We start from the raw sequence: 25,390 nt of genomic DNA, 5'->3' as shown, positions 1-25,390 counted from the left end.
GAAGCGTTTTAAAGAGATAGAGAGAGTTTTTGCTATAAAAAAGGGGGGTATGCAGTAGGAGAATGATTAAAGGAGGTTCTCAAAAAATGGGACGACTAAACCAAAAAATAGCGGTCGTGACAGGCGCTGCTACAGGAATTGGACAGGCTACGGTTAAGCTTTTTGCCGAAGAAGGTGCAACTGTGGTCTGTGCGGATGTGAACGAAGAAGACGTTCAAAACACGGTTAACGAAGTAAAAAACAACGGCGGAAAAGCCGAGTTTGTATATGTAGATGTATCGAACGAAGAAAGCGTAACAAGCTTAGCCAATCACATAAAAGAAACATACGGTTCCATAGATGTCTTATTCAATAATGCCGGGATTGACGAAGAAGGTGGAAAAGTCCACGAGTATCCCGTGGAGCTGTTCGATCAAATTATCGCAGTCGATCTGCGCGGCACCTTCTTAACAAGTAAATACTTACTCCCTCTTATGCAGGAAAGAGGAAGCGGATCGATCATTAATACGTCGTCGATGTCCGGAAGGGCGGCTGATCTGGACCGCTCCGGATATAACGCAGCTAAAGGCGGCATTACGAACTTTACAAAGGCCATGGCGATTGATTACGCACGGGAAGGCATTCGTGTGAATTCCATTGCGCCAGGAACAATTGAAACGCCACTGATCGATGAACTGGCCGGTTCGAAACAGCAGGAGCAGGGACGTGAATTCCGCGAAGCCAACAAGTGGGTCACTCCGCTGGGGCGCTTAGGCGATCCTAAAGAAGTCGCAAATGTTGCGCTGTTCTTGGCCTCAGACGAAAGTTCGTATATTACAGGGGAGGACATTACGGTAGATGGCGGCATAATGGCTTATACGTGGCCGGGTAAGATGCTAATTGATAATCAATGGAAAAAAACTTCTGATTAAGTAGATGAGGCTCAGAGTGAAGAACTCTGAGCCTTTCTTTTTAGTCAGCTTCCCCTTTATCCTTAGCCCCATAAAAAAAACAGCCCAATCAGCGTTGGACTGTCTCTCTACTCTATTCTTCCTCTTCCACATCCAGAGGATAATGTTTTAGAAAATAAACCAGTGCCTGCAGTTCGATAGCAAGGTCAATATGGTGGACACGAACATGGGACGGGACGGTGATCCGAGCCGGTGTAAAGTTCAGAATCGCGCTGACACCTGCATCTACGAGCCGGTCCGCAATGCCCTGCGCCTCGGACGCCGGAACAGTAAGAATGGCCACGGCCAGGTCCCCCATTTTCTCTTCCATATCATCAATATGCTCAACTCGGACACCGCCGACTTCGCTTCCAACACGTTCGCGGCTGGCATCAAAGGCAATTTCTATTTTCGTATTATTATTTTTTGTGAAATTATAATTTAAGAATGCGGTCCCCAGATTACCGACTCCAATTAGCGCAACTTTTGTCGTTTCATCCTGATCGAGCGTCTTTCGGAAAAATGATAATAAGTACTCTACATTGTAGCCATACCCTTTTTTCCCAAGGGCTCCAAAATAAGAAAAGTCGCGACGGATCGTAGCGGAATCCACTTTCACCGCTTCACTCAGCTCTTTCGATGAGACACGCATTTTCCCCTGGCCGTGCAAATTGTTTAAAAAGCGGTAATACAACGGCAATCGTTTTGCTGTAGCTTGTGGGATCTTAGTATGTTCTTCTAAATCCATGACTCTGCCTCCTTTACCGGCTCTCTCGCTGATAATCACCGGTTTTGCCGCCTGTTTTCTCCATGAGATAGGTCGGCCCGATAACCATTCCTTTATCAAGAGATTTACACATATCATAAATAGTCAAAGCTGTAGCGGAAGCAGCAGTTAACGCTTCCATTTCTACCCCTGTACTTCCCTTCGTTTTCACAGCCGCTTGAATCTGTAATGTATAAGAATTGCCTGTTTCCCAATCGAATGACACGTCGACTCCGCTTAAAGACAATGGGTGACACATAGGAATCCAATCTGATGTTTTCTTCGCTGCCATAATCCCTGCCACTTGCGCCACCGCGAGCACATCGCCTTTGGATATTTCCTGATTGGTAATTTTATGATAAATTTCTTCGTTGACTTGTACACTGCTCAAGGCCGCCGCAGTCCGAACGGTTTCTCCCTTACTGGAGATATCCACCATACGGGCGCGCCCCTGCTCATTAAAATGTGTAAACTCTGACATGGTCTTACCCCTTTACGAGTAAATTCACAAACTTACTGTTAGTTACATTACTCTTATTCTAACAAAAAATCAACGGCTAGACGTTAAAGATTTCACAAACTCAGGGTCATTATCTTGCTAGAAGAATCCCCGATACGATACACTTATCTCATTGAGGTGAAACGACATGATTCTCATGCAATTAAATCAATTAACCAAACGATTCGGAGCGGAATTGATTTTATCAAATATTAAATTGGAAGTACAAATGAATGATCGCATCGCAATTGTCGGTCGAAATGGTACAGGAAAATCGACATTGCTGAAGATGATGGCCGGTGAAATGAGCTACGATTCCGGTGATATTTTTAAACCGAAGGAAACGACCGTCGGATACTTGGCTCAGGATACAGGCCTTCAGTCCGAGGAAACCATATGGAATGAAATGGAAAAGGTTTTCTCTCATTTAAAGGAACTGGAAGATGAACTGCGAACTATGGAAGTCAATATGGCAGACCCTGATCTTATGGATGATCCCGATCGCTATCAGCAGCTCCTCTCTACCTATGACCGGAAGCAGGAGTATTTCAAAACAGCGGGCGGTTATCAGTATGAAACGGAAATTAAATCCGTCCTGAATGGATTGAACTTCCATAATTTTGACTGGAACACACCGATCACGTCTTTGAGCGGCGGCCAGAAAACTCGTTTAGCCCTCGGTAAGCTATTGTTGACCAGTCCGGATGTTCTGATTCTCGATGAGCCTACCAACCACCTGGACATCGACACGCTATCATGGCTGGAAGGATATTTACAGGGTTATAAGGGCGCGGTTGTCATCGTCTCGCACGACCGCTATTTTCTCGACAAGATCGTAAATACCGTTTATGAAATTGCCTTTCAATCTTCTAAGAAATACCCTGGCAACTACAGCGACTATTTGAAGAAAAAAGAAGCCGATTTTGAGATTGAAATGAAGCACTTTGAAAAGCAACAGGAAGAAATTAAGCGGATGGAAGACTTCATTCAGAAGAACATTGTTCGGGCAACGACCAGTAAGCGAGCGCAAAGCCGTCGGAAGCAGCTTGAGAAAATGGACAAACTTGAGAAACCTAAAGACGACAACCAGTCGGCGAAATTCAGCTTTCAGGTTTCTAAAAAAAGCGGAAATGACGTCCTGAAGCTAAGAGAACTTGGTTTCAAGTATAATGAAGATTCCTACGTATTTGAGAACGTCTCCTTCGACTTAAACCGCGGGGATTCGGTGGCTCTTGTCGGACCAAACGGTGTCGGAAAAACCACCCTGCTTAAGACCATCCTCGGTGAACTAAAAGCGGCTAAAGGAGATATGAAGCTTGGAACGAATGTTCAAATAGGTTATTACGATCAGGAACAGACCAAGCTTAATCCGAAGAAAAATGTACTTCAGGAACTTTGGGATGATTATCCTTTTAAAAATGAAAAAGATATACGTACCGTACTTGGAAATTTCCTATTTTCGGGCGAAGATGTGCTTAAACCCGTATCTGCTCTTAGCGGCGGAGAAAGAGCCCGTCTTTCATTAGCAAAGCTGATGATGCTTGAAGCTAACTTCCTTGTACTCGATGAGCCGACCAACCACCTGGATTTGGACAGTAAAGAAGTTCTGGAAGCAGCGCTTATTGATTATCCCGGGACTTTGCTGTTCGTTTCCCACGACCGTTATTTTATTAACAAGATCGCGACAAACGTTGTGGAAATGCTTCCGGAAGAAACGCGTTTGTTCCTCGGTGACTATGATTACTATGTGAATAAAAAGCAGGAAGAGTATGAGCTTCAGCAAATTGAAGAAGCCGAACGACTGGAAAATGAAACACAAACGAAAGAGCCGCAGGCTAAGAACAGCTTTCAGGAAGATAAAGCAGTGAAACGGGAAGAGCGTAAGAAAAACCGTCGTATAGCTGAAATTGAAGAAGAAATCGAAGAACTGGAAGCAAAACTTGAAGAAATTGAAGAGCTCCTGTGCGATCCTGAGGTTTACCAGGACCATGAGCGCTCCCTTGAACTCACAGAAAGCAGCACACAAACTCAGCAGCGTGTGGAAAAGTTGATGGAAGAATGGGAATCCCTTCACGAATAGCAAACCAAAGAAGATGGTAAGGGAATGAAAGGCACCTCAGGTCATCCAGTTTCTGGATGACCTGAGGTGCCTATTTTTATCCATATCATCCTTGTATAAGTCTGTATGGTTGAATACAGTTTATCCACATACTTTTCAACAGTTGTGCACTGTTTTCAATAGTTCTCAACAGGTTTATACACATTATCCACAGAAAACCTAAATTTTATCCACATTTTTGGTACCGTTTTCTTTATCTTTGTTATTAGGAGTCTTTTAACTTATCAACAGTATAAATATACATTTGTGTATAACTCATATTATCTTTCCCCATAAAAAAACTCTCCTTACATGTTAAGGAGAGTTTTCAGCGGAATGTTTCCGTTTACCATATTGCTCTAGATCAAGCCCTGGATTAGCGTTCAGGTCCCAGCCTGAGCGGTGTCCCTGATTATAGGCTACGGCTCCTGCGGCAGCAATCATAGCAGCATTATCGGTACACAAATGCATGGGCGGAATTAACAGCTCTGTTTCAGATTTTTCAAACTTATCAACAAGTGCTTTGCGAAGTCCCTTATTAGCAGCTACCCCTCCAGCGACAATCAGCTGTTTTACACCGTATTCTTCAGCGGCTCGGTAAGCTTTTGTGGATAACACGTCCACGACGCTTCCCTGAAAGCTGGAAGCAACATCCTCAGGTCTTAGCGTTTCGCCTTTTTGGTCCGCATTGTGAAGACGATTGATCACCGCTGATTTCAATCCGCTGAAGCTGAAGTCATAAGACCCCTGTTCAAGCCAAGCTCTCGGAAAATCAATCGATTCTTCCCCTTCTGAAGCGAGGCGGTCAATTTCTGGTCCGCCAGGGTAAGGGAGCTTTAATGTCCGAGCTACCTTATCATAAGCTTCACCTGCTGCATCGTCACGCGTCTCTCCAATGATTTCATAGGATCCGTGCTCCCTCATAAGAATCAGCTCGGTATGACCTCCGGAAACGACGAGAGAAAGTAATGGAAATTCGAATTCTTTCTCCAATCGATTAGCGTAGATATGACCGGCAATGTGATGAACACCGACAAGCGGCTTCTGCTTAGCAAACGCTATGGATTTAGCCGCATTTACCCCTACAAGCAGCGCGCCTACTAATCCCGGTCCTTCTGTGACCGTAATGGCATCCATATCATCTATCGTAAGGTCTGCTTCTTTCAAAGCTTCCTCAAGTGTGATCGTAATCTGCTCAATATGATGACGTGACGCGATCTCAGGAACTACGCCGCCAAAACGTTTATGGCTTTCAATTTGAGAAGCCACAACGTTCGTGACAAGCTCTCTTTCGTTTTTAACTATGGCTACAGCTGTCTCATCACAGCTCGTTTCAATAGCTAAGATATACTGATCTTGACTCATTTTAATCCCACCCACATGACTAGCGCATCTTCACCATTATCTGTATAGTACCTCTTCCGGATGCCCCCTGGGACTAACCCGAATTTCCGATACATATGCTGCGCAGCCGTATTCGAAACTCTTACTTCCAATGATAACTGAATCGCTCCATGCTGGATTGCTTCGTCACACGTGTGCTTGAACAACTGTTCCCCATATTTATTCCCGCGTGCTTCTGGATGGATGGCGATATTCGTAACATGGGCTTCATCAATAACGAGCCAAAGCCCGCAGTAACCCACCACATAATCATCTTTCTCAAACACATAATAATGTGCGTACGGGTTATCCTCTACTTCCTGCCGAAACGTACCTTCTGACCAGGGAACGGCAAAGGAAGCCCGTTCCACTTCCATTACTTCATCTATATCCTCTAAAGTCATTTCACGTATAGAGGTCATCTTACTTCTCCTGCTGAGCCAGCCATTTAGCTTCTGCTTCCGGCAGGCGTAAATAATTAGGCACCAGTTCATGGAGGCTGTCAGGTTCTTTTCTTTGAGCTGCAAAAGCAATGAGCGAAGGCCTGGCAAAGTGGTAAGGGCCTTCCGGGATAACAGCCTGGTCTCCTAATGTGTCTTTGACCATCTCTTCATATACGTGTACATCCTGGCTCAAGAATAAAATCGGCTTATCAAGGCTTTGTACTTCTTTTAACCAGTCTTCCATCGAAACGTTTGTCTCCGGTTTTACAATCTTCATCCTATTATTGTAAAGCCCAGTGTACACACGCCCACGTCTGGCATCAAAAAAAGGACATATATACCCGTCAAAAAATAAACCTTGTCCAGCTACGGCTTCGAGGCTTGAAACTCCTACAACCGGTATATCCAGTGCCCACGCCATCGTCTTAGCCGTTGTCAAACCAATCCTCACGCCTGTATAAGATCCTGGCCCTTGCGCTACTGCAATCCGGTCCAGTTCCTCCGGCAGTGTATTGGTTTCCTTCATTAGATGGTCAATCGCGGGCATCAGTCGGATCGAGTGGTTCTTTTTTATATTCGTCGTATATTCCCCTATTACCGTGCCGCTTTTTATGACTGCTACTCCCATTACATAATTAGAAGTGTCAATTGATAAAATATTCATTTTATAATCTCCTTACAAACCTCGTCAAAATGACCCGAAGAAGTTTTAAGAGAAATGGTCCGGCTGGATTCGCTATCGTACGAAATTGTTATATCCAAACGCTCTTCAGGGAGAAATTCTTCAATGTAATGCGCCCATTCTACGACACATACGCCGTCCCCTTCAAAAAACTCTTCAAATCCTAAATCTTCATCACTATCTTCAAGGCGATAGACATCCATATGATAAAAAGGCAGACGCCCCATGTATTCCTTCATAATAGTAAACGTTGGACTATTAATCGTGCGCTTCACCCCTAGGCCTAAGCCCAGTCCCTTTGTAAAAGTTGTCTTGCCCGCCCCTAAGTCACCTTCTAATGTTAATACATCTCCCTCACGAAGTCGATGACCCAGCTTCTCAGCAAAAGCCATCGTTTCCTCAGGAGAAGAACTTTTCCATTGATATACGGCCATCTACTCACCCTTTGTCTTTAAATGTGTGTACCCGGACTTCATTAATACGTTCTTCTTTCCACCTTCATGTAAATAGACGATAGGATCTTTTTTCTTCATAGCCTGCACGGATCCAATCTGGCTTACCTTTACTCCCGTCTTTTTTGCTGCCTGCTGTACTTTCGGCCACAAAGCTTCCTCGACCGTTCCAACCAGCTCAAAGTCTTCTCCTCCGGAAAGGATCCAATCTTTATATGTATCTGGAAAAAGATCTTTTATAGAGGATGTGAAAGGGAGTTTATCCATATCCAGATGTAAATCGACATGAGAAGCTTCAACTATTTCATTTGCTTCATTAGCCACTCCATCACTAATATCATTAAGAGCGATCCTTGGAATCTCCTCGAGCTCAAGCGCAAAGAACACTCGTGGATCAGGCGTCCGATGTCTTTCAATAAAGAATTTCTCTGAAGCTTCACCAGATGAACCGTTGAGGAGAATCTCCAACCCGGCTCTTGAATCTCCCAGGGTACCGGTCGCAAATACAATATCCCCAGGCTCTGCTTGAGATCTATACCTCGCTCTGTCTTTCTCGACATAACCAATCACTGTAACCGAAATCGAGAGCTCACTTCCTGACACAGTGTCTCCTCCAATCAGGTCCATCTTGTAGAGGGAGGCTAAATGCTGCATACCAGAATAAAGCTCCTTCAATTCCTGTTCGCTCCACCCTTCTGGAATAACGATTGAAACTAAATAAAAAGCTGGAGTACTGGCCATCGCAGCTAAATCACTTAAGTTGGCTGCCAGCACGCGGTACCCGATATGATAAGGCTCCATCGTTTTTCTTGAAAAATGAACCCCCTCCACCATCGTATCTACAGCGGTAACCACATCTTTGTCTGTCGGTCTAAAAACCGCTGCATCATCACTCACACCTTTAATTAGTGTAGACTGACGATAATAACTAGGCTGGATTGATTGAATAAATTGAAATTCGTCCATGTTCTGCCTCCTAAGTAGCATAACTCCTTCTAACTATTATACCAATAGAAGACGTTTTATAAAAAATTCCATAATAAAAACCTTAGGAATGCTTCCTAAGGTTGGAAAATTAATTTTAAAGTGGCGGTCCGGACGGGACTCGAACCCGCGACCTCCTGCGTGACAGGCAGGCATTCTAACCAACTGAACTACCGGACCAGTAAAAAAAAATATATGTATTAAATTTAAAAAAATCAACTAAAGCAAAGTAGTTGAAAATGGGTCATCATTACATGAAGTTTATCAAAGTAGCAAGTTGAAATAATTTGGTTGCACTTACAGTGCTACCATTATTGATGAACGAGGAAGTAAGTTCGACGTAGTACATCAATATTAATTGGTTGCGGGGGCAGGATTTGAACCTGCGACCTCCGGGTTATGAGCCCGACGAGCTACCGAACTGCTCTACCCCGCGATAGTGTGGGAAACTTACTAACATTCCCATAAAATATACTAAATTGTAAGAATTACTAATATTATTCCCAAGTTCAGGAAAATATATTCTCACTATAAAATGGATACAATGTGGCGGCGTCCTACTCTCACGGGGATCGACCCGACTACCATCGGCGCTGAAGAGCTTAACTTCTGTGTTCGGCATGGGAACAGGTGTGACCTCTTCGCCTTCACCACCACATCATATACAGTTTGAGGTAAACCCTCAAAACTGGATAAGGCAATCATTCAACCATCGGACGAGCGAACGTCTCTTCCGACTTCTTTTTTAAAGGATAGATAAGTCATCGATCCATTAGTATCCGTCAGCTCCACGTGTCACCACGCTTCCACCTCGGACCTATCAACCTCATCGTCTCTGAGGGATCTTACTTACTTGGCGTAAGGGGAAATCTCATCTCAAGGGGGGCTTCATGCTTAGATGCTTTCAGCACTTATCCCGACCACACGTAGCTACCCAGCGATGCTCCTGGCGGAACAACTGGTACACCAGCGGTGTGTCCATCCCGGTCCTCTCGTACTAAGGACAGCTCCTTTCAAATTTCCAACGCCCACGACGGATAGGGACCGAACTGTCTCACGACGTTCTGAACCCAGCTCGCGTACCGCTTTAATGGGCGAACAGCCCAACCCTTGGGACCGACTACAGCCCCAGGATGCGATGAGCCGACATCGAGGTGCCAAACCTCCCCGTCGATGTGGACTCTTGGGGGAGATAAGCCTGTTATCCCCGGGGTAGCTTTTATCCGTTGAGCGACGGCCCTTCCATGCGGTACCGCCGGATCACTAAGCCCGACTTTCGTCCCTGCTCGACTTGTAGGTCTCGCAGTCAAGCTCCCTTGTGCCTTTACACTCTGCGAATGATTTCCAACCATTCTGAGGGAACCTTTGGGCGCCTCCGTTACTCTTTAGGAGGCGACCGCCCCAGTCAAACTGCCCACCTGACACTGTCTCCGGACCGGATAACGGTCCTGGGTTAGAATGTCCGTACAGCCAGGGTAGTATCCCACCAGCGCCTCCACCGAAGCTAGCGCTCCGGCTTCTAAGGCTCCTACCTATCCTGTACAAGCTGTACCAACATTCAATATCAGGCTACAGTAAAGCTCCACGGGGTCTTTCCGTCCTGTCGCGGGTAATGTGCATCTTCACACATCGTATAATTTCACCGGGTCTCTCGTTGAGACAGTGCCCAAGTCGTTGCACCTTTCGTGCGGGTCGGAACTTACCCGACAAGGAATTTCGCTACCTTAGGACCGTTATAGTTACGGCCGCCGTTTACTGGGGCTTCGGTTCAACGCTTCGCCTTACGGCTAACGCATCCCCTTAACCTTCCAGCACCGGGCAGGTGTCAGCCCCTATACTTCGCCTTACGGCTTCGCAGAGACCTGTGTTTTTGGTAAACAGTCGCTTGGGCCTTTTCACTGCGGCTCCTCGGCAGAGGAGCACCCCTTCTCCCGAAGTTACGGGGTCATTTTGCCGAGTTCCTTAACGAGAGTTCTCCCGCTCACCTTAGGATCCTCTCCTCGCCTACCTGTGTTGGTTTGCGGTACGGGCACCTCTTTCCTCACTAGAGGATTTTCTTGGCAGTGTGAACTCAGGAGCTTCGGTACTTTAGTTCCCTCCCCATCACAGCTTGACGTTGCCGGACGGATTTGCCTATCCGACCGTCTCACTGCTTGGACGCGCTCATCCAATGGCGCGCTCTCCTTATCCTCCTGCGTCCCCCCGTCGTTCAAACGGAAAGGAGGTGGTACAGGAATATCAACCTGTTGTCCATCGCCTACGCCTTTCGGCCTCGGCTTAGGTCCCGACTAACCCTGAGAGGACGAGCCTTCCTCAGGAACCCTTAGGCTTTCGGTGAAAGAGATTCTCACTCTTTTTTCGCTACTCATACCGGCATTCTCACTTCTAAGCGCTCCACCAGTCCTTACGGTCTGACTTCACGGCCCTTAGAACGCTCTCCTACCACTGATCGTAAGATCAATCCGCAGCTTCGGTGGTGTGTTTAGCCCCGGTATATTTTCGGCGCAGAGTCACTCGACCAGTGAGCTATTACGCACTCTTTGAATGATGGCTGCTTCTAAGCCAACATCCTGGTTGTCTAAGCAACTCCACATCCTTTTCCACTTAACACACACTTTGGGACCTTAGCTGGCGGTCTGGGCTGTTTCCCTTTCGACCATGAACCTTATCACCCACGGTCTGACTCCCAGAACAAAGTCTATGGCATTCGGAGTTTGACTGAATTCGGTAACCCGATAGGGGCCCCTCGTCCAATCAGTGCTCTACCTCCATGACTTTCTATTCTGAGGCTAGCCCTAAAGCTATTTCGGAGAGAACCAGCTATCTCCGTGTTCGATTGGCATTTCACCCCTACCCACACCTCATCCCCGTAATTTTCAACTTACGTGGGTTCGGACCTCCAGTCAGTGTTACCTGACCTTCATCCTGGACATGGGTAGATCACACGGTTTCGGGTCTACGACCGCATACTCACGCGCCCTATTCAGACTCGCTTTCGCTGCGGCTCCGCTTCTTATGCTTAACCTCGCATACGGTCGTAACTCGCCGGTTCATTCTACAAGAGGCACGCCGTCACCCATTAACGGGCTCCGACTACTTGTAGGCACACGGTTTCAGGTTCTCTTTCACTCCCCTTCCGGGGTGCTTTTCACCTTTCCCTCACGGTACTGGTTCACTATCGGTTACTAGGGAGTATTTAGCCTTGGGAGATGGTCCTCCCGGATTCCGACGGAATTCCTCGTGTTCCGCCGTACTCAGGATCCACTCCGGAGGAAGAAAGGTTTCGACTACAGGGCTGTTACCTGCTCTGGCTGACCGTTCCAGGCCGATTCATCTACCTTCCTTCTTGATAACTCCAATGGAGTGTCCTACAACCCCAGAAAGCAAGCTTTCTGGTTTGGGCTGTTTCCGTTTCGCTCGCCGCTACTTGGGAAATCGCATTTGCTTTCTCTTCCTCCGGGTACTGAGATGTTTCAGTTCCCCGGGTGTGCCGTCCGATACCTATGTATTCAGTATTGGATGCTGTCCCATTACGAACAGCGGGTTTCCCCATTCGGAAATCTCCGGGTCAAAGCCTACTTACGGCTCGCCGGAGCATTTCGGTGTTAGTCCCGTCCTTCATCGGCTCCTAGTACCAAGGCATCCACCGTGCGCCCTTATTCACTTAACTATCGTCGTGAAAAGACGTTGTTTCGTTCGATGTTTCTGTTGAATGTCTTGTCATCACTAGCGTCTAAAACGCTATTGATTCCTTATCCAGTTTTCAAGGTTCACAGTTGAAAGATGCTTTGATCTCTCAAAACTGAACAACCAACCAAGTACGTCTTCCGTCCGGTCCAGCTTCCACGACCATCGGTCGTTTCCGCCTTTCCGGTTTCCTTAGAAAGGAGGTGATCCAGCCGCACCTTCCGATACGGCTACCTTGTTACGACTTCACCCCAATCATTGGCCCCACCTTCGGCGGCTGGCTCCATAAAGGTTACCTCACCGACTTCGGGTGTTGCCAACTCTCGTGGTGTGACGGGCGGTGTGTACAAGGCCCGGGAACGTATTCACCGCGGCATGCTGATCCGCGATTACTAGCGATTCCGGCTTCATGCAGGCGAGTTGCAGCCTGCAATCCGAACTGAGAATGGTTTTATGGGATTTGCTACACCTCGCGGCTTCGCTGCCCTTTGTACCATCCATTGTAGCACGTGTGTAGCCCAGGTCATAAGGGGCATGATGATTTGACGTCATCCCCGCCTTCCTCCGGTTTGTCACCGGCAGTCACCTTAGAGTGCCCAACTGAATGCTGGCAACTAAGATTAGGGGTTGCGCTCGTTGCGGGACTTAACCCAACATCTCACGACACGAGCTGACGACAACCATGCACCACCTGTCACTTGGTCCCCGAAGGGAAGACCCTATCTCTAGGGTGGTCCAAGGATGTCAAGACCTGGTAAGGTTCTTCGCGTTGCTTCGAATTAAACCACATGCTCCACCGCTTGTGCGGGCCCCCGTCAATTCCTTTGAGTTTCAGCCTTGCGGCCGTACTCCCCAGGCGGAGTGCTTAATGCGTTAACTTCAGCACTAAGGGGTGGAAGCCCCCTAACACCTAGCACTCATCGTTTACGGCGTGGACTACCAGGGTATCTAATCCTGTTTGCTACCCACGCTTTCGCACCTCAGCGTCAGAAACAGACCAGAGAGTCGCCTTCGCCACTGGTGTTCCTCCACATATCTACGCATTTCACCGCTACACGTGGAATTCCACTCTCCTCTTCTGTCCTCAAGTTCCCCAGTTTCCAATGACCCTCCACGGTTGAGCCGTGGGCTTTCACATCAGACTTAAGAAACCACCTGCGCGCGCTTTACGCCCAATAATTCCGGACAACGCTTGCCCCCTACGTATTACCGCGGCTGCTGGCACGTAGTTAGCCGGGGCTTCCTCGTTAGGTACCGTCAAGGTACCGCTCTATTCGTACGGTACTTGTTCTTCCCTAACAACAGAACTTTACGATCCGAAGACCTTCATCGTTCACGCGGCGTTGCTCCGTCAGACTTTCGTCCATTGCGGAAGATTCCCTACTGCTGCCTCCCGTAGGAGTCTGGGCCGTGTCTCAGTCCCAGTGTGGCCGATCACCCTCTCAGGTCGGCTACGCATCGTCGCCTTGGTGAGCTATTACCTCACCAACTAGCTAATGCGCCGCGGGCCCATCTGTAAGTGATAGCGAGAAGCCATCTTTTAACCTTCCTTCAGGTGAAGGTAGGTGTTATCCGGCATTAGCCCCGGTTTCCCGGGGTTATTCCGGTCTTACAGGCAGGTTGCCCACGTGTTACTCACCCGTCCGCCGCTCGTTCCACAAGCTTCACCCCCGAAGGGGATCCGCTTGCTTCCCGCGCTCGACTTGCATGTATTAGGCACGCCGCCAGCGTTCGTCCTGAGCCAGGATCAAACTCTCCATAAAAGTTGAGATTGATTAGCTCTTTGCACACCGAATGTGCTTGTTTTAATTCCTTCTTTATTGAAAGAATATCTTGACGTACTGGTTGGTTCGTTCAGTTTTCAAAGATCAAAAGTGTTCATGGTGGGCCTGAGTGGACTTGAACCACCGACCTCACGCTTATCAGGCGTGCGCTCTAACCAACTGAGCTACAGGCCCCAATGTTAAAGAATTAATGGAGCGGGTGAAGGGAATCGAACCCTCATCATCAGCTTGGAAGGCTGAGGTTTTACCACTAAACTACACCCGCAATATATAATTATGAATTGTAAGAGTTGCTCGATGGTCGGGAAGACAGGATTCGAACCTGCGACCCCTTGGTCCCAAACCAAGTGCTCTACCAAGCTGAGCTACTTCCCGTATAATGGTGCGCCCGAGAGGAGTCGAACCCCTAACCTTCTGATCCGTAGTCAGACGCTCTATCCAATTGAGCTACGGGCGCTTATCAAAAAAGCGACATTTATTAATGTAACATGCATTTCGGTTTAACGCAAGAGTTTTTTTAAAAACTTAGTGCGGCCGAGAGGACTTGAACCTCCACGGGGTTGCCCCCACTAGGCCCTCAACCTAGCGCGTCTGCCGATTCCGCCACGACCGCAAGTTGTAAAGACAATCCGCTGCTGATCATGGTGATTGGAAAGTGCGGGTGGAGGGACTTGAACCCCCACGCCGTGAAGCACTAGATCCTAAATCTAGCGTGTCTGCCAATTCCACCACACCCGCGTTAATAAATGGTGAGCCATGAAGGATTCGAACCTTCGACCCTCTGATTAAAAGTCAGATGCTCTACCAACTGAGCTAATGGCTCGCAATGTTATCAATCTAGCTTCTAATGAAAAATTAAGGAGCTTTCTTTAAAAGCACAAGGACAATCATATAACGTCCAGTGTATTTTGTCAACTCATTTTTCAAAATAAAATGGCTGGGCCAGCTGGATTCGAACCAGCGCATGACGGTACCAAAAACCGTTGCCTTACCGCTTGGCTATGGCCCAAACATTAAAGTGGCGGTCCGGACGGGACTCGAACCCGCGACCTCCTGCGTGACAGGCAGGCATTCTAACCAACTGAACTACCGGACCTATGTAAATAAGTGACCCGTACGGGATTCGAACCCGTGTTACCGCCGTGAAAGGGCGGTGTCTTAACCACTTGACCAACGGGCCATCACAAAATAAGTAATGGCGGAGAAGGAGGGATTTGAACCCTCGCGCCGCTTGCGCGACCTACACCCTTAGCAGGGGCGCCTCTTCAGCCACTTGAGTACTTCTCCGTAATGGCTCCAACGGTAGGATTCGAACCTACGACCGATCGGTTAACAGCCGATTGCTCTACCACTGAGCTACGTTGGAATAATGAAAAACATTGACTTCGCTTGCTTGTCCTAAAAACAACTTCGTTATCAGCGACGTTTTATATAATATAATATCCAGCTGATAATGTCAAACCCTTTCCCACAAAAAATTTGTTTCCTTTTCTTGTTTCGGGGGTTGTTTTGATAAGGCTTATTTAATTTAACACGCACTTAATAATCCGTCAATGGATTTTTTACTTCTTTTTAAGTTTTCCCCTGCATTTTCCGCAGCCATACCGTTTCGTATTTACTCTTCTCTTTCTCGTATATTCCCGACCGCATGAGGTGCACATATAATAATGTAGCTCTGCCTGCTTCTGCTTTTGTGATGGCAAGGCTTTACAGAACCTTGGAGAGTTCGTGGTTTTCAGAAGTTCTTTAAACTCACGGTCCCCATGCTTGTATCCTTTACCCTCGATATGCAAATGATAATGACACAGCTCATGTTTAATGATGCCCTTAAACTCTTCCTCCCCCAATTCATCCAAATACTTAGGGTTTAATTCGATCACTCTTTTAGAAGGAATATACCTGCCTCCTGTGGTTCTAAGTCTTGGATTAAATTCGACTTTATCTACATAAGGCTTTTGAAAATTGGTAAGGGAAATTTCTTCTGTCCATTGCTGTAATTCTTCATTTGTCATCGTCATACAGGAACACCTCCCGGCTTTTTAGCATACTTTATCATAAGTCTCAAAAAAGATGAATACAAAGGAGTAGATATCTATGCCCGCATGGCTAAAAAATCAGATGGCTCGAGCTTTCGCTAATAAAGATAAATATCAAATTAAAATGTTGAACCAGTGCTGGTACTATTACCAACACCTCTATAAATAAAAGAATACCCAGAAGGAAAATCTCCTCCCGGGTATCTAGATTAATCTTTATGATTGCGGCAGCATCGTAAGAGCAATTCGTTGTTTTTGGGTATCCACCTGTTCTACCCAGACGGTTACAACATCTCCTACAGAAACAACGTCCATTGGGTGTTTAACAAACTTATTCGAAAGCTTGGAAATATGGACAAGCCCGTCCTGTTTTACTCCGATATCTACAAAAGCCCCAAAATCCACTACGTTTCTAATCGTTCCCTCAAGCTCCATACCTTGTTCTAGATCATCCATAGATAGTACATTCGTTTTCAGCAGTGGTTTTGGCAAGTCATCCCTCGGGTCACGTCCAGGCTGAACAAGTGATTTCCTAATGTCCTCAAAGGTCATCGTGCCGAGGTCCAGTTCATCAGCCGTTTGTTTTACATCCATTGCCTTCAGCTTCTCTGCAATCTCTCCACTGCCTAAATCTTCAACAGTAGCCCCGACCATTTTTAAAAGTGAGCGGGCTGAACGATAGCTTTCCGGGTGAATAGGTGTACGATCCAATTGTTCTTTTCCATCCAGAATTCGTAAAAATCCAATACTCTGTTCATACGTCTTGGCCCCAAGCCTTGGAATATCCTTAAGCTCCGAGCGTTTCGTAAACTTCCCGATTTCTTCTCTCTTCTTCACTACATTATTGGCTACAGCTTTACTAAGACCCGATACGTATTGCAGTAAAGAAGAAGAAGCTGTATTAACGTTTACTCCTACCTGGTTAACTACAGTTTCTACCACGAACGTCAATGATCCATTTAATTTCTTCTGAGTGACATCATGCTGGTACTGACCGACTCCAATGGATTTCGGATCAATTTTTACCAGTTCAGCTAATGGGTCCTGAACTCTCCGAGCTATAGATACAGCACTTCTTTCTTCGACTTGGAGATCAGGGAACTCTTCACGTGCTAACTTGGAAGCAGAATACACACTGGCTCCTGCTTCGTTCACGATCATATAAGAAGCATCCAGGTTATGTTTTTGAATCATATCCGCAATGAATTGTTCTGTTTCTCTGGAAGCCGTGCCATTACCAATCGCCATGAGTTCAATCGGATATTTCTTCATAAACGACAATATTTTTTTCTCTGCCCCGGCCGTATCATTTTTGGGTGCTGTTGGATAAATAACGGCAATATCAAGTACTTTCCCGGTTTCATCAATAACCGCTAACTTGCACCCGGTACGGTAGGCAGGATCCACTCCTAATACAACTTTTCCTTTTAGCGGTGGCTGCAGCAACAAACTTCGGAGGTTACTGGAAAACACTTCAATCGCCTGCTCTTCTGCGCTTTCAGAGAGAGAATTCCTGATTTCTCTTTCAATGGAGGGTTGAATTAAGCGCTTATAACTATCCTGAATGGCTTCCGTTAAAATTTCCTGGAGTTTGCCTGAAGTAGAATTCTTGATCACCTTTCTCTCTATGTAACCAACAATGGATTCTTCAGGAGGATGGACTCCTACTTTTAGTACACCTTCCTTCTCCCCACGATTTAACGCTAAAATACGGTGGGAAACGATCGACCTTACAGGTTCCTGATATTCGTAGTACATTTCGAATATGTTTTTTTCATCCTTATCTGCGTTTTTATCAGCTGATTGGATCGTCCCTTTTTGAAAGGTCTGTTTCCTTATTTGATCCCGGTAGGATGGGTCATCCGAAATCCACTCGGCAATAATATCATTTACACCAGCTTCTACCTCTTCTTCACTTTCCATTTCGTGTTCTTCAGAAAAGTAGGATGGCGCTTCTTTAGAGAAGTCCATATCTTGTTGCTCCCACACTCGCAAAGCAAGAGGTTCCAAACCTTTTTCCTTCGCAATCGTGGCTCTTGTTCTTCGCTTCTGCTTATAAGGACGGTATAGGTCCTCAACTTTTTGAAGCTGAGTCGCTTGCTGAATTTCTTTTCGCAATTCTTCAGTTAATTTATCCTGCTCATCGATTAACCGAATGACTTCTTCTTTTCTTTGGGTCAGATTTTTTACATAACTCCACTGATCTTCTATTGATTTAATTTGTACTTCATCTAATCCACCCGTTAATTCTTTTCTATAACGGGCAATGAAGGGCACGGTATTTCCTTCATTCAGTAATTCTATAACTTGCTTAACCGATGACTCCTTGATACTGGTCTGTTGAGCTACCATGCTCATCAACTCAGGCTTCTGTTCTATTTCACTCAAAAAAAGTCCTCCTTCAAAAACATCTACTTTGTATTGTATCAAATTCTTGGATGGTCCGTCAGAAGAACGCGAGACCATCGTTTCTCTTTTCAAGCTATTAAAAAAGGCCTTATTCTCTTTTAATAAGAATAAGACCTTTTATACATACTCCATGGCAATTAAAGTGGTATCATCTTCTCTGGCTTGTCCATAAAGTTCTTTATATTGATCAGTAATATCGTTCACATTATTTGTGGAGATATATTTAGATGTTAATCGGCGGTCATTTACTCCATCCGAAAAAAGCATAAAGATCACCCCTGGGCTGATCTCTCCTCTGGATACTCTTAACTTACGAGAGAACCCGGATAAATAACCGGCCAATGGAATATTCCGATGTCTTCTGCCATCCGGTTCAATAATAATGACTCCAATATTCCCAATGGAAGAGTATGAATATGTTTTAGCAGTAAAGTCTATTCTAAGTATGCCAAGAACGACTCCTCGTTTACCTACTAACACTTCATTACATTTACGAACCAGGGCTTCAATAGTTAAATCCGTGTGTTCTTCAATGACATCCATAACGGCTTTAGAAGATTCATGAGCCATTTCTCCACTGCCCAATCCATCAGCTAAAGCGCATATGAAAGCATCTTCAGTTTCTTTATAAAAGTAACTATCTCCGCAATAGTAGTTGCCTTTTTTCGCTTTTTGATAAATGGATAGACGGACATGCTTGTACTGCTCTTCCACTAGAAGGCCTCTACCGATTCAGCTTGTAAGGCTTCCCTTAGTTTGCGAAGAGCACGTCGTTGAAGACGAGAAACGTGCATCTGGGAAATCCCCAGTTTTTCTCCTGTATCCTTTTGGCTCATATTCTCAAAGTACGTGCACTGAAGAATTTCCTGTTCCCGTTCACTTAGAATAGGAAGGACTTTCTCGAGAAGCATCTGCTGATCAATTTGAGAATATCCATCTTCCTGATTGCCTATAAGGTCAAGGATCGTTACCGTACTTCCATCAGAATCCGCTTCAATTTTACGATCGACAGATAAAGCTTTGTAGCTTTTACCCATTTCCATCGTTTCCAGGACATCCTCTTCTGAAACTTCCAGATGGTCCGCTATTTCAATCACGGACGGGGATCGCTGAAGAGTATTGGTGAGTTCTTCGGCCGCTTTTTTAATTTTAGGGCCAAGCTCTTTAATTCGACGGGGAACATGTACACTCCACGTTTTGTCACGGATGAATCGTTTAATCTCCCCGATGATCGTAGGGATAGCAAAAGATTCAAAAGACTTTCCAAAAGAAGGGTCATACCTGCGAATAGCCGCTAAAAGACCCAGCATTCCAACCTGCACCAGGTCTTCGTGGATGGTGCTGTTCTTTGAATATTTGCGTGCAATGGATTCCACAAGGTCTTTATAGACAAGAACAATCTTCTCCTGCACTGCTTCATCAGTAGGATGTTCTTGTAAATGCTCTATCCATTCATATACTTCATCATTGTGATGTTGAGATCTGGTCGCCATTCTGACCCACCTCAGCTTCATGGAGATATTTTGTCATTAGTACAATCACTCCATATTTACTATTAATTTCAACTTTATCCATAAGGGCATCGATCAAGAACAAACCGAAGCCACCCTCACGGAGCTCTTCAATATTGTCATCTTGTTTGTAAGGACCGATATCCTGCTTAATATCTCCAAGGTTAAAGCTGCCGCCGTGGTCTGCAACCATTACTTCAAGACGGTCATCATACACACCAAAACCGATGGTGATCTCTCCTTCACCCGTTTCATTATAACCGTGTTTAACAGCATTCGTAATGGCTTCAGAGATGGCTACTTTTAAATCTTCAATATCTTCATAGGTAAAACCCATGCGGTTCGCGATACCAGAAATGCTTAGACGTACCACGCCGATATACTCCGCTTTGGCAGGGACCTTTATTTCAACAAAATCAAATGGTTCCATTATTGCATTCCACCTTGTACTGTAGAATCTATATTCATGATCTCTGTAAGACCGGTAATTTTAAACAAACGGTACACACGCTCCTGCATTTGTACCAATTTCAAATCAGTATTATGCTCTTTCGTAGATTTCAAAGCGCTTATAAAGACACCGAGACCTGTAGAATCCATGTAGTTCACATTCTGCAGATCAACTTCCACAGTCTGACCTTCTTCTTTCGTTAAGGGCAATAGAGCATCTTTTAGCTTCGGTGCCGTAAATGCATCCACCTCTCCCGAAAGTACAACATAAGCGATATTTTCTTTATTCGTAACATCTATCGTTAGGTTCATCTAAAAGTCCTCCTAATATTCCTGTAAAAGTCCATCAACCGGTAAATACCCGTTTCATTTGAGGACTAAACATTTCTTTTTAAAATGATCAGGGTGAAGTCATCACGCAGATGAAAGTCCTGAAGACGTTCAAAATGCTTGTACACGTTCTCTACCGTTTCCTGAGCCGGCAAATGGGCATATTGTTTGATAACGTGAAGAATTTCTTCCTGCTCAATAAAACGGTCTCCCTGCCTGCATTCCGTCACTCCATCTGTGAGAAGGATAATCATATCGCCTTTTTCCACTTTCTTTTCATACTGAGTGTAGCTTGTTTCCGGCGATACCCCTAGAACAAGTCCAGGCACATCAATTTCCTCGAATTCATCCCGGTCGCTATAGTAATAAAAACCAGGTTCATGACCCGCAGAAGAATAAGAGAACGTGTGCGTATTAGAATTATAGAGTCCATAAAACATTGTTATGAACATACTCGCATCCACATTTCGTTCAACGACGCGATTCAAACTGCCCAGAATCACGCTTGGATCCATACGCATTTCCGGATAGCTGTCCATTGAATACTTGATCATAGACATACACAAAGCTGCAGGTACCCCTTTTCCAATAACATCCGCTACAGCTATTCCGAGAGAACCTTTGCCATCCTGAACAAAGTGATGGTAATCTCCATTCATCTGTTTAGCAGGTACACTTAAAGCTCCAATGTCTACCTCTTCCAACTCCGGTTTAACAGTAGACAATAAGGTTTTTTGCATATTAGCGGCTACAGAAATTTCGGACTTAAGCTCCAGCTGTTTTTCACGCAGCGATTGATGTTCTTGATAAGCCAGTCCATAAGAAATCATAGTTTCTAAAAGAAAATTCATCGATGCCTGAATGTAATCGGGCATTTCCGGGTATAGTTCCTGTAAGGATTGAATGTGAACATTAATAATTTCTTCAGGTGAAATGTTTTGCTGCATAGATTGCTTACTGAACTGCTCTGCCTGATACAGAGCCTGTTCATCTTGTGTTTGGATATATTCCTGTAGAAGTTCTTTATAATTTTCCAGATCTAGCTTCAGTGTACTCATCGTCTACTCCTCCTTTAACGGAGCCATTTAATGACTGTAATTTCAGTCCCTTTTCCTTCTTCGGATGTAATATCGAAATCGTCCATTAGACGCTTCACACCCGGAAGGCCCGCACCGAGCCCGCCAGATGTAGAAAAACCGTCTTCCATCACCTGACTGAGCTCTTTAATACCAGGACCACTGTCTATGGCCAGAATCCTGATTCCTTTTTGATTCATATCTTCAAGAGTTTCAAAGCAGACTTTACCTGTTCCAGCATACAAATAAATATTCCTTGCTAACTCTGATATAGCAGTGGCAATCCGCGCCTGATCAACTGTGCCAAACCCAATTTTTCTGGCAATGTCCCGACCAAGTTGACGTGCCCCTACAATGTCCCACTCCTTTTTTATATTCACACAGGATTGGAAGTCCATGGGCTACTCCTCCAGTTCCTGACGAAGTTTAATCAATCCTTGTTCTAAATCTAAAGCAGTAGGGACATCCTGCAAGTGTATCCCTAAATCAATCAGAGTCATAGCCACAGCTGGCTGGATCCCCGTAAGTACCACTTTGGCACCCATTAAATCGGACATCGTGACCACATCTCCAAGGACTTTCGCGATGAATGAATCAATGATGTCAACGGAAGTTAAATCGATGACGACACCGGAAGCACCGCTTTCATGAATTTTACTTAACAGATCTTCTTGAAATTGTATAGCTGTCTGATCATCCAAATCGATTTGAATGGAGATCAGTAAATAGTTGTGTAATTTTAATATAGGAATTCTCAATTTGTTCACTCCCTGTCTAGCGAATCGATTAATCTTTCAATATCTTTATCATTATTCTGAGTTTCTTCTATGCGGCGATTCGTTAATTCGAGTGCTGTTTGGAATCCTTTACGAAGTGAACTTTTTGTCGGGAATTTCCCGAGATCAATCCCTAGATTCACAATCGTTTGAGCAATTTCAGGACGTATGCCCACTAAGATACACCGGGAGCCAATTAAACGGACAGCTTCTGCAGCTTGAATAATATGATGGGCCACCATTGTATCAACGACAGGCACTCCCGTAATATCAATTAAAACAACCTCAGCATTGTGTTTAATAACTCCATCTAGAAGGTTCTCCATAATCTGCTTGGCACGTTCCGTATCAATCGTTCCTATAAGCGGCATAATCGTGATGTTTTCCATGACGGGTATCAATGGGGCTGACAGCTCCTGCAGAGCTACCCGCTGCAGGGATACAATGTGTTCCCAGCTGCCAGAATATTCATTTACTAAACGGTTGATAATCGGATCCACCCAGTCATCAACTTCTCTTAACACTTTCGAAAAATAATCTGAATCGATTTTTTCGGACTGCTGTAAAATATATCCTGTTACAACACGCCTGAACACCTGCATTCCATCTGTAAGATAGCTAAGCGGCCATCCCAGGTTAATTAATCGTTCCGAAAAATCATCTAAATCTGAAGAGAGGCCCTTCTTTTCAATACTGGAAAAGATGACATTCACAAATTCACGGTTTGTACTCTCGAACATTTCTTCAGAAATTGTCGATGTATAATCATTCTTCTTGTGAGCATCAATTTCCTCCAGCCACATTTTTACAATATCGTCGCTGTGTTCTAACACGACATTTTTTAATTTCTCGTCCATTATCTAAACCTCCGCCTCGGAACCCTATTCAGTAATCATTAGGACACGCTCTAATAATATTCAGATATAATGTTACCAAAAATCAAGGTAACATCATACTAATACGTTGTGGAAATGAATGCTAAAATAATAAGTTATAAGAATTGTTCACCATATTTCTATTATAAACTACACAATAAAAAAAAATAAAGCTACCTCACGCAGGTAACTTTATCTAAGGAAAAAAAATATCGTTTTTTTCCTTATGCTCTGTTGTAATCAGAAATCAATTAATCCAAGGCTGATCTGCAACGCTTTGTTGACTTCCAGCATCATTGCGTCGTCCAGTTGAGTGATCTTGTCGGTCAAACGCTGTTTATCAATCGTTCTGATTTGTTCCAATAGGATCACAGAATTTCGTTCGAACCCATATTTTTCTGCATTGATTTCTACGTGTGTGGGAAGTTTGGCTTTTTGTATTTGCGCTGTAATTGCAGCTACGATAACTGTAGGGCTAAAACGATTACCGATATCATTTTGAAGGATGAGTACAGGACGAACCCCGCCTTGCTCTGATCCCACTACCGGGGACAAATCAGCGAAATAAACGTCTCCTCGTTTGACTATCACTGGCTTCACACCCCGCCCACTAATTGCTCCAGGGTGTGTTCTGCCTCCTCTTCAGCTTGAAACATTTCTGAAGCGATGTTTAAATTAATTTTCGCCATTTCCATGTAGCCTCTTCGCATGGATTCCCTGACATGACGCTGTTTCTTCTCACGCAAATACATTTTAGTTGCTTGACACATGAAATCGCTCCGATCACTATTTTCGAGTTGAATAAAGCCGTCCACTTCATTGAGTAGGTTATCCGGAATCCGGATGACAATCTCCTGCATGCTATCGGACAAAACCATACACCTCCACCATCTTCTCTCAGAAAGAAAACCAGTCAATAATTCCACTCTAATCTTATCAAAGGGGAGTGTCTATTGCAAAGGCATGTTGGAATTTTTTCGTGAAATGTGCTGTGTTACATCCAAACATAGGGAGGATTGTCTCACACCTGGACCCGTTTTTTTATAGAGGATTATCTACTTCCACCATATGGCCGTTTTCAAAAAACATTCTCGGAACCCTGTAGCTAATCATACAGGGTATTTCATAATTGATGGTTTCAAGATAATCCGCCACTTCATCCGTGGTAATCTCGTGAGCCCCCTGTTTACCAATTAAGGTAACCTTTGTGCCCAAAGGATATTCCTGATCAAGACGAATCATAAATTGATCCATACAGATCCTTCCGACGATCGGGTGACGTTTGCCGTCAACCAGTACTTCCATCCCCTGTAATTTCCGTATCCATCCGTCAGCATAACCAAGAGGAATAGTACCGATCCATTCTTCTTTTCGGGTATGATACGTTGCTCCATAACTGACCGCCTCTCCTGCATCCAATTTTTTTACATGAATTAATCGGCTCTGCAGGGAAAAGGCAGGTTCTAAAGCGATAGGACGCTCTTCTTTAACCACATCTGACGGATACAAGCCGTACATACTAATTCCAAACCGGACAAAGTTCTTCATTCGGTCTGGAAATCTCATACTGGCCGCACTATTCCCTGTATGGATTTCGACGTTTTCCTGCCAAACCCTTTCAAAATGGGAAAATAGATGCTTAAACCGCCGTTCCTGTTCTTCGAAATATCCCGTTTCCTCTTCATCCGCCGTCGCGAAATGAGTGAACACCGCTTCTAATTCGAAGGTCGGGTTATTTCGGAAATGATCGAGAATATCATCCATTTCCTTTGTCGTGCGAACTCCAATTCTGCCCATTCCTGTATCCCATTTCATATGCAGCTTCAGCGGTTTTTCAAAATGAAAATGTTGCACTTTTTCCATCCATTCTTTTTGAAAAACGGTAACCGAAACCCTGTATTCTGAAGCTGTTACAGCGTCTTCCGGCCGAGTCCATCCCATTACTAATATAGGAGCTTCTATTCCCGCTTCCCGAAGGCGGATTGCTTCATCTAAAAGGGAAACCGCAAGAGCCTTTGCACCAGACTTCAACGCCTGATGAGCAACCTGGATATCCCCATGTCCATACGCATTGGCTTTTACAACCGCATAGATTTCAGTTCCAGCTGAAAGGCGCCCCTGTAACTGCCGGATATTATAATCAATCTTGGACAGATCCACTTCCGCCCAGGAATCTCGATAAAAAGTTTCTATTGACACGGGGTCCCCTCCTCTTTCGTT

23 protein-coding genes, 14 tRNA genes and 3 rRNA genes are annotated in these 25,390 nt (G+C 45.0%); 3 read left to right on the top strand and 37 right to left on the bottom strand.

The genetic code is table 11. The features are described from left to right. Positions 1-86 precede the first annotated feature (86 nt). Positions 87-911 (top strand): SDR family oxidoreductase, encoded by an 825-nt coding sequence (locus HBHAL_RS02220; RefSeq protein WP_014641694.1) that lies wholly within the window; start codon positions 87-89, stop codon positions 909-911. Between the two features lie 112 nt (positions 912-1,023). Here the strand turns inward: HBHAL_RS02220 and HBHAL_RS02215 are convergent, their stop codons facing one another. Together HBHAL_RS02215 and moaC are read right to left on the bottom strand one after the other, a co-directional pair. Next, entirely contained in the window at positions 1,024-1,677 is a 654-nt protein-coding gene (locus HBHAL_RS02215) for a redox-sensing transcriptional repressor Rex (RefSeq protein WP_014641693.1), read from the bottom strand. Positions 1,678-1,690: 13 nt separating this feature from the next. Next, a complete protein-coding gene (moaC, locus tag HBHAL_RS02210; RefSeq protein WP_014641692.1) occupies positions 1,691-2,176 on the bottom strand; it encodes a cyclic pyranopterin monophosphate synthase MoaC in 486 nt (161 codons plus the stop codon). Positions 2,177-2,342: 166 nt separating this feature from the next. Between moaC and HBHAL_RS02205 the strand changes: the two genes are divergently transcribed. Then, positions 2,343-4,274, top strand: coding sequence for an ABC-F family ATP-binding cassette domain-containing protein (locus HBHAL_RS02205; RefSeq protein ID WP_014641691.1), 1,932 nt, complete (start codon positions 2,343-2,345; stop codon positions 4,272-4,274). Positions 4,275-4,607: 333 nt separating this feature from the next. Here HBHAL_RS02205 and tsaD read toward each other — a convergent pair whose 3' ends face one another. The 23 genes from tsaD to HBHAL_RS02090 form a co-directional block, all read right to left on the bottom strand. Next, positions 4,608-5,657 carry a tRNA (adenosine(37)-N6)-threonylcarbamoyltransferase complex transferase subunit TsaD gene (gene tsaD / locus HBHAL_RS02200; protein WP_014641690.1) on the bottom strand — a complete coding sequence of 350 codons (1,050 nt, stop codon included), beginning with the start codon at positions 5,655-5,657 and terminating at the stop codon, positions 4,608-4,610. Continuing rightward, positions 5,654-6,097: a ribosomal protein S18-alanine N-acetyltransferase gene (gene rimI / locus HBHAL_RS02195; RefSeq protein ID WP_014641689.1), complete on the bottom strand. Its 444-nt coding sequence runs from the start codon at positions 6,095-6,097 to the stop codon at positions 5,654-5,656. The genes tsaD and rimI overlap by 4 nt, the downstream gene beginning before the upstream one ends. A gap of 1 nt (position 6,098) precedes the next feature. Continuing rightward, positions 6,099-6,782, bottom strand: a complete 684-nt coding sequence (tsaB, locus tag HBHAL_RS02190) for a tRNA (adenosine(37)-N6)-threonylcarbamoyltransferase complex dimerization subunit type 1 TsaB (RefSeq protein ID WP_014641688.1) — start codon at positions 6,780-6,782, stop codon at positions 6,099-6,101. Continuing rightward, positions 6,779-7,234 (bottom strand): tRNA (adenosine(37)-N6)-threonylcarbamoyltransferase complex ATPase subunit type 1 TsaE, encoded by a 456-nt coding sequence (tsaE, locus tag HBHAL_RS02185; RefSeq protein WP_014641687.1) that lies wholly within the window; start codon positions 7,232-7,234, stop codon positions 6,779-6,781. The genes tsaB and tsaE overlap by 4 nt, the downstream gene beginning before the upstream one ends. Beyond that, a complete protein-coding gene (gene thiL, locus HBHAL_RS02180; RefSeq protein WP_014641686.1) occupies positions 7,235-8,218 on the bottom strand; it encodes a thiamine-phosphate kinase in 984 nt (327 codons plus the stop codon). A 121-nt stretch (positions 8,219-8,339) separates the two neighbouring features. After that, positions 8,340-8,416, bottom strand: a tRNA-Asp gene (locus HBHAL_RS02175). A 179-nt stretch (positions 8,417-8,595) separates the two neighbouring features. Beyond that, positions 8,596-8,672 (bottom strand) — tRNA-Met (locus tag HBHAL_RS02170). A 108-nt stretch (positions 8,673-8,780) separates the two neighbouring features. Then, a 5S ribosomal RNA gene (gene rrf, locus HBHAL_RS02165) occupies positions 8,781-8,894 on the bottom strand. Positions 8,895-8,988: 94 nt separating this feature from the next. After that, positions 8,989-11,906, bottom strand: a 23S ribosomal RNA gene (locus tag HBHAL_RS02160). Between the two features lie 213 nt (positions 11,907-12,119). Continuing rightward, positions 12,120-13,686 (bottom strand): 16S ribosomal RNA (locus tag HBHAL_RS02155). The 16S, 23S and 5S rRNA genes sit together here with 14 tRNA genes alongside, the layout of an rRNA operon. A gap of 118 nt (positions 13,687-13,804) precedes the next feature. Then, a tRNA-Ile gene (locus tag HBHAL_RS02150) sits at positions 13,805-13,881 on the bottom strand. A 17-nt stretch (positions 13,882-13,898) separates the two neighbouring features. Next, positions 13,899-13,972 (bottom strand) — tRNA-Gly (locus tag HBHAL_RS02145). Positions 13,973-14,005: 33 nt separating this feature from the next. Further along, positions 14,006-14,082: transfer RNA gene (locus HBHAL_RS02140), tRNA-Pro, on the bottom strand. A gap of 5 nt (positions 14,083-14,087) precedes the next feature. Further along, positions 14,088-14,164 (bottom strand) — tRNA-Arg (locus HBHAL_RS02135). A 72-nt stretch (positions 14,165-14,236) separates the two neighbouring features. Beyond that, positions 14,237-14,320: transfer RNA gene (locus HBHAL_RS02130), tRNA-Leu, on the bottom strand. Between the two features lie 43 nt (positions 14,321-14,363). Further along, positions 14,364-14,445 (bottom strand) — tRNA-Leu (locus HBHAL_RS02125). Between the two features lie 9 nt (positions 14,446-14,454). Further along, positions 14,455-14,530, bottom strand: a tRNA-Lys gene (locus HBHAL_RS02120). Between the two features lie 111 nt (positions 14,531-14,641). Continuing rightward, positions 14,642-14,716, bottom strand: a tRNA-Gln gene (locus HBHAL_RS02115). 10 nt (positions 14,717-14,726) lie between these two features. After that, positions 14,727-14,803: transfer RNA gene (locus tag HBHAL_RS02110), tRNA-Asp, on the bottom strand. A gap of 12 nt (positions 14,804-14,815) precedes the next feature. Beyond that, a tRNA-Glu gene (locus tag HBHAL_RS02105) sits at positions 14,816-14,887 on the bottom strand. A 16-nt stretch (positions 14,888-14,903) separates the two neighbouring features. Next, positions 14,904-14,994, bottom strand: a tRNA-Ser gene (locus HBHAL_RS02100). A 4-nt stretch (positions 14,995-14,998) separates the two neighbouring features. Then, a tRNA-Asn gene (locus tag HBHAL_RS02095) sits at positions 14,999-15,073 on the bottom strand. Positions 15,074-15,269: 196 nt separating this feature from the next. Beyond that, positions 15,270-15,725 (bottom strand): SprT family protein, encoded by a 456-nt coding sequence (locus tag HBHAL_RS02090; protein ID WP_014641685.1) that lies wholly within the window; start codon positions 15,723-15,725, stop codon positions 15,270-15,272. 76 nt (positions 15,726-15,801) lie between these two features. Between HBHAL_RS02090 and cmpA the strand changes: the two genes are divergently transcribed. Then, positions 15,802-15,912, top strand: a complete 111-nt coding sequence (gene cmpA / locus HBHAL_RS20675; RefSeq protein ID WP_087946026.1) for a cortex morphogenetic protein CmpA — start codon at positions 15,802-15,804, stop codon at positions 15,910-15,912. 47 nt (positions 15,913-15,959) lie between these two features. On the opposite strand, the gene HBHAL_RS02085 is transcribed toward cmpA, so the two are convergent. The 12 genes from HBHAL_RS02085 to alr form a co-directional block, all read right to left on the bottom strand. Continuing rightward, positions 15,960-18,101, bottom strand: coding sequence for a Tex family protein (locus HBHAL_RS02085; protein ID WP_041601511.1), 2,142 nt, complete (start codon positions 18,099-18,101; stop codon positions 15,960-15,962). Between the two features lie 168 nt (positions 18,102-18,269). Beyond that, on the bottom strand, positions 18,270-18,866 hold the full coding sequence (locus tag HBHAL_RS02080; protein WP_014641683.1) for a PP2C family serine/threonine-protein phosphatase: 597 nt from the start codon (positions 18,864-18,866) through the stop codon (positions 18,270-18,272). Beyond that, positions 18,866-19,645, bottom strand: coding sequence for an RNA polymerase sigma factor SigB (gene sigB, locus HBHAL_RS02075; RefSeq protein ID WP_014641682.1), 780 nt, complete (start codon positions 19,643-19,645; stop codon positions 18,866-18,868). The genes HBHAL_RS02080 and sigB overlap by 1 nt, the downstream gene beginning before the upstream one ends. Beyond that, positions 19,617-20,093 (bottom strand): anti-sigma B factor RsbW, encoded by a 477-nt coding sequence (gene rsbW / locus HBHAL_RS02070; RefSeq protein WP_014641681.1) that lies wholly within the window; start codon positions 20,091-20,093, stop codon positions 19,617-19,619. Before rsbW ends, sigB begins: the two co-directional genes overlap by 29 nt. After that, entirely contained in the window at positions 20,093-20,425 is a 333-nt protein-coding gene (locus HBHAL_RS02065; protein WP_014641680.1) for an STAS domain-containing protein, read from the bottom strand. The genes rsbW and HBHAL_RS02065 overlap by 1 nt, the downstream gene beginning before the upstream one ends. A 65-nt stretch (positions 20,426-20,490) precedes the next feature. Further along, positions 20,491-21,501, bottom strand: a complete 1,011-nt coding sequence (locus HBHAL_RS02060) for a PP2C family protein-serine/threonine phosphatase (RefSeq protein ID WP_014641679.1) — start codon at positions 21,499-21,501, stop codon at positions 20,491-20,493. Between the two features lie 14 nt (positions 21,502-21,515). Then, positions 21,516-21,917, bottom strand: a complete 402-nt coding sequence (locus tag HBHAL_RS02055) for an anti-sigma regulatory factor (RefSeq protein WP_014641678.1) — start codon at positions 21,915-21,917, stop codon at positions 21,516-21,518. Positions 21,918-21,920: 3 nt separating this feature from the next. Then, positions 21,921-22,277 carry an STAS domain-containing protein gene (locus HBHAL_RS02050; RefSeq protein ID WP_014641677.1) on the bottom strand — a complete coding sequence of 119 codons (357 nt, stop codon included), beginning with the start codon at positions 22,275-22,277 and terminating at the stop codon, positions 21,921-21,923. Between the two features lie 5 nt (positions 22,278-22,282). Beyond that, on the bottom strand, positions 22,283-23,152 hold the full coding sequence (locus HBHAL_RS02045) for an RsbT co-antagonist protein RsbRA (protein WP_014641676.1): 870 nt from the start codon (positions 23,150-23,152) through the stop codon (positions 22,283-22,285). 258 nt (positions 23,153-23,410) lie between these two features. Then, entirely contained in the window at positions 23,411-23,761 is a 351-nt protein-coding gene (locus HBHAL_RS02040) for a type II toxin-antitoxin system PemK/MazF family toxin (RefSeq protein ID WP_014641675.1), read from the bottom strand. A 5-nt stretch (positions 23,762-23,766) separates the two neighbouring features. Beyond that, complete coding sequence (locus tag HBHAL_RS02035) at positions 23,767-24,048, bottom strand: CopG family ribbon-helix-helix protein (protein WP_014641674.1); 282 nt, start codon at positions 24,046-24,048, stop codon at positions 23,767-23,769. Positions 24,049-24,211: 163 nt separating this feature from the next. Further along, complete coding sequence (alr, locus tag HBHAL_RS02030) at positions 24,212-25,369, bottom strand: alanine racemase (RefSeq protein ID WP_014641673.1); 1,158 nt, start codon at positions 25,367-25,369, stop codon at positions 24,212-24,214. Positions 25,370-25,390: the final 21 nt, after the last annotated feature.

It is taken from the genome of Halobacillus halophilus DSM 2266 (assembly GCF_000284515.1).
GTDB classification, from domain to species: Bacteria; Bacillota; Bacilli; order Bacillales; family Halobacillaceae; genus Halobacillus; species Halobacillus halophilus.
The sequence above is the reverse complement of the archived record's forward strand: the minus strand, read 5'-3'. Positions and strand labels throughout refer to the sequence as shown.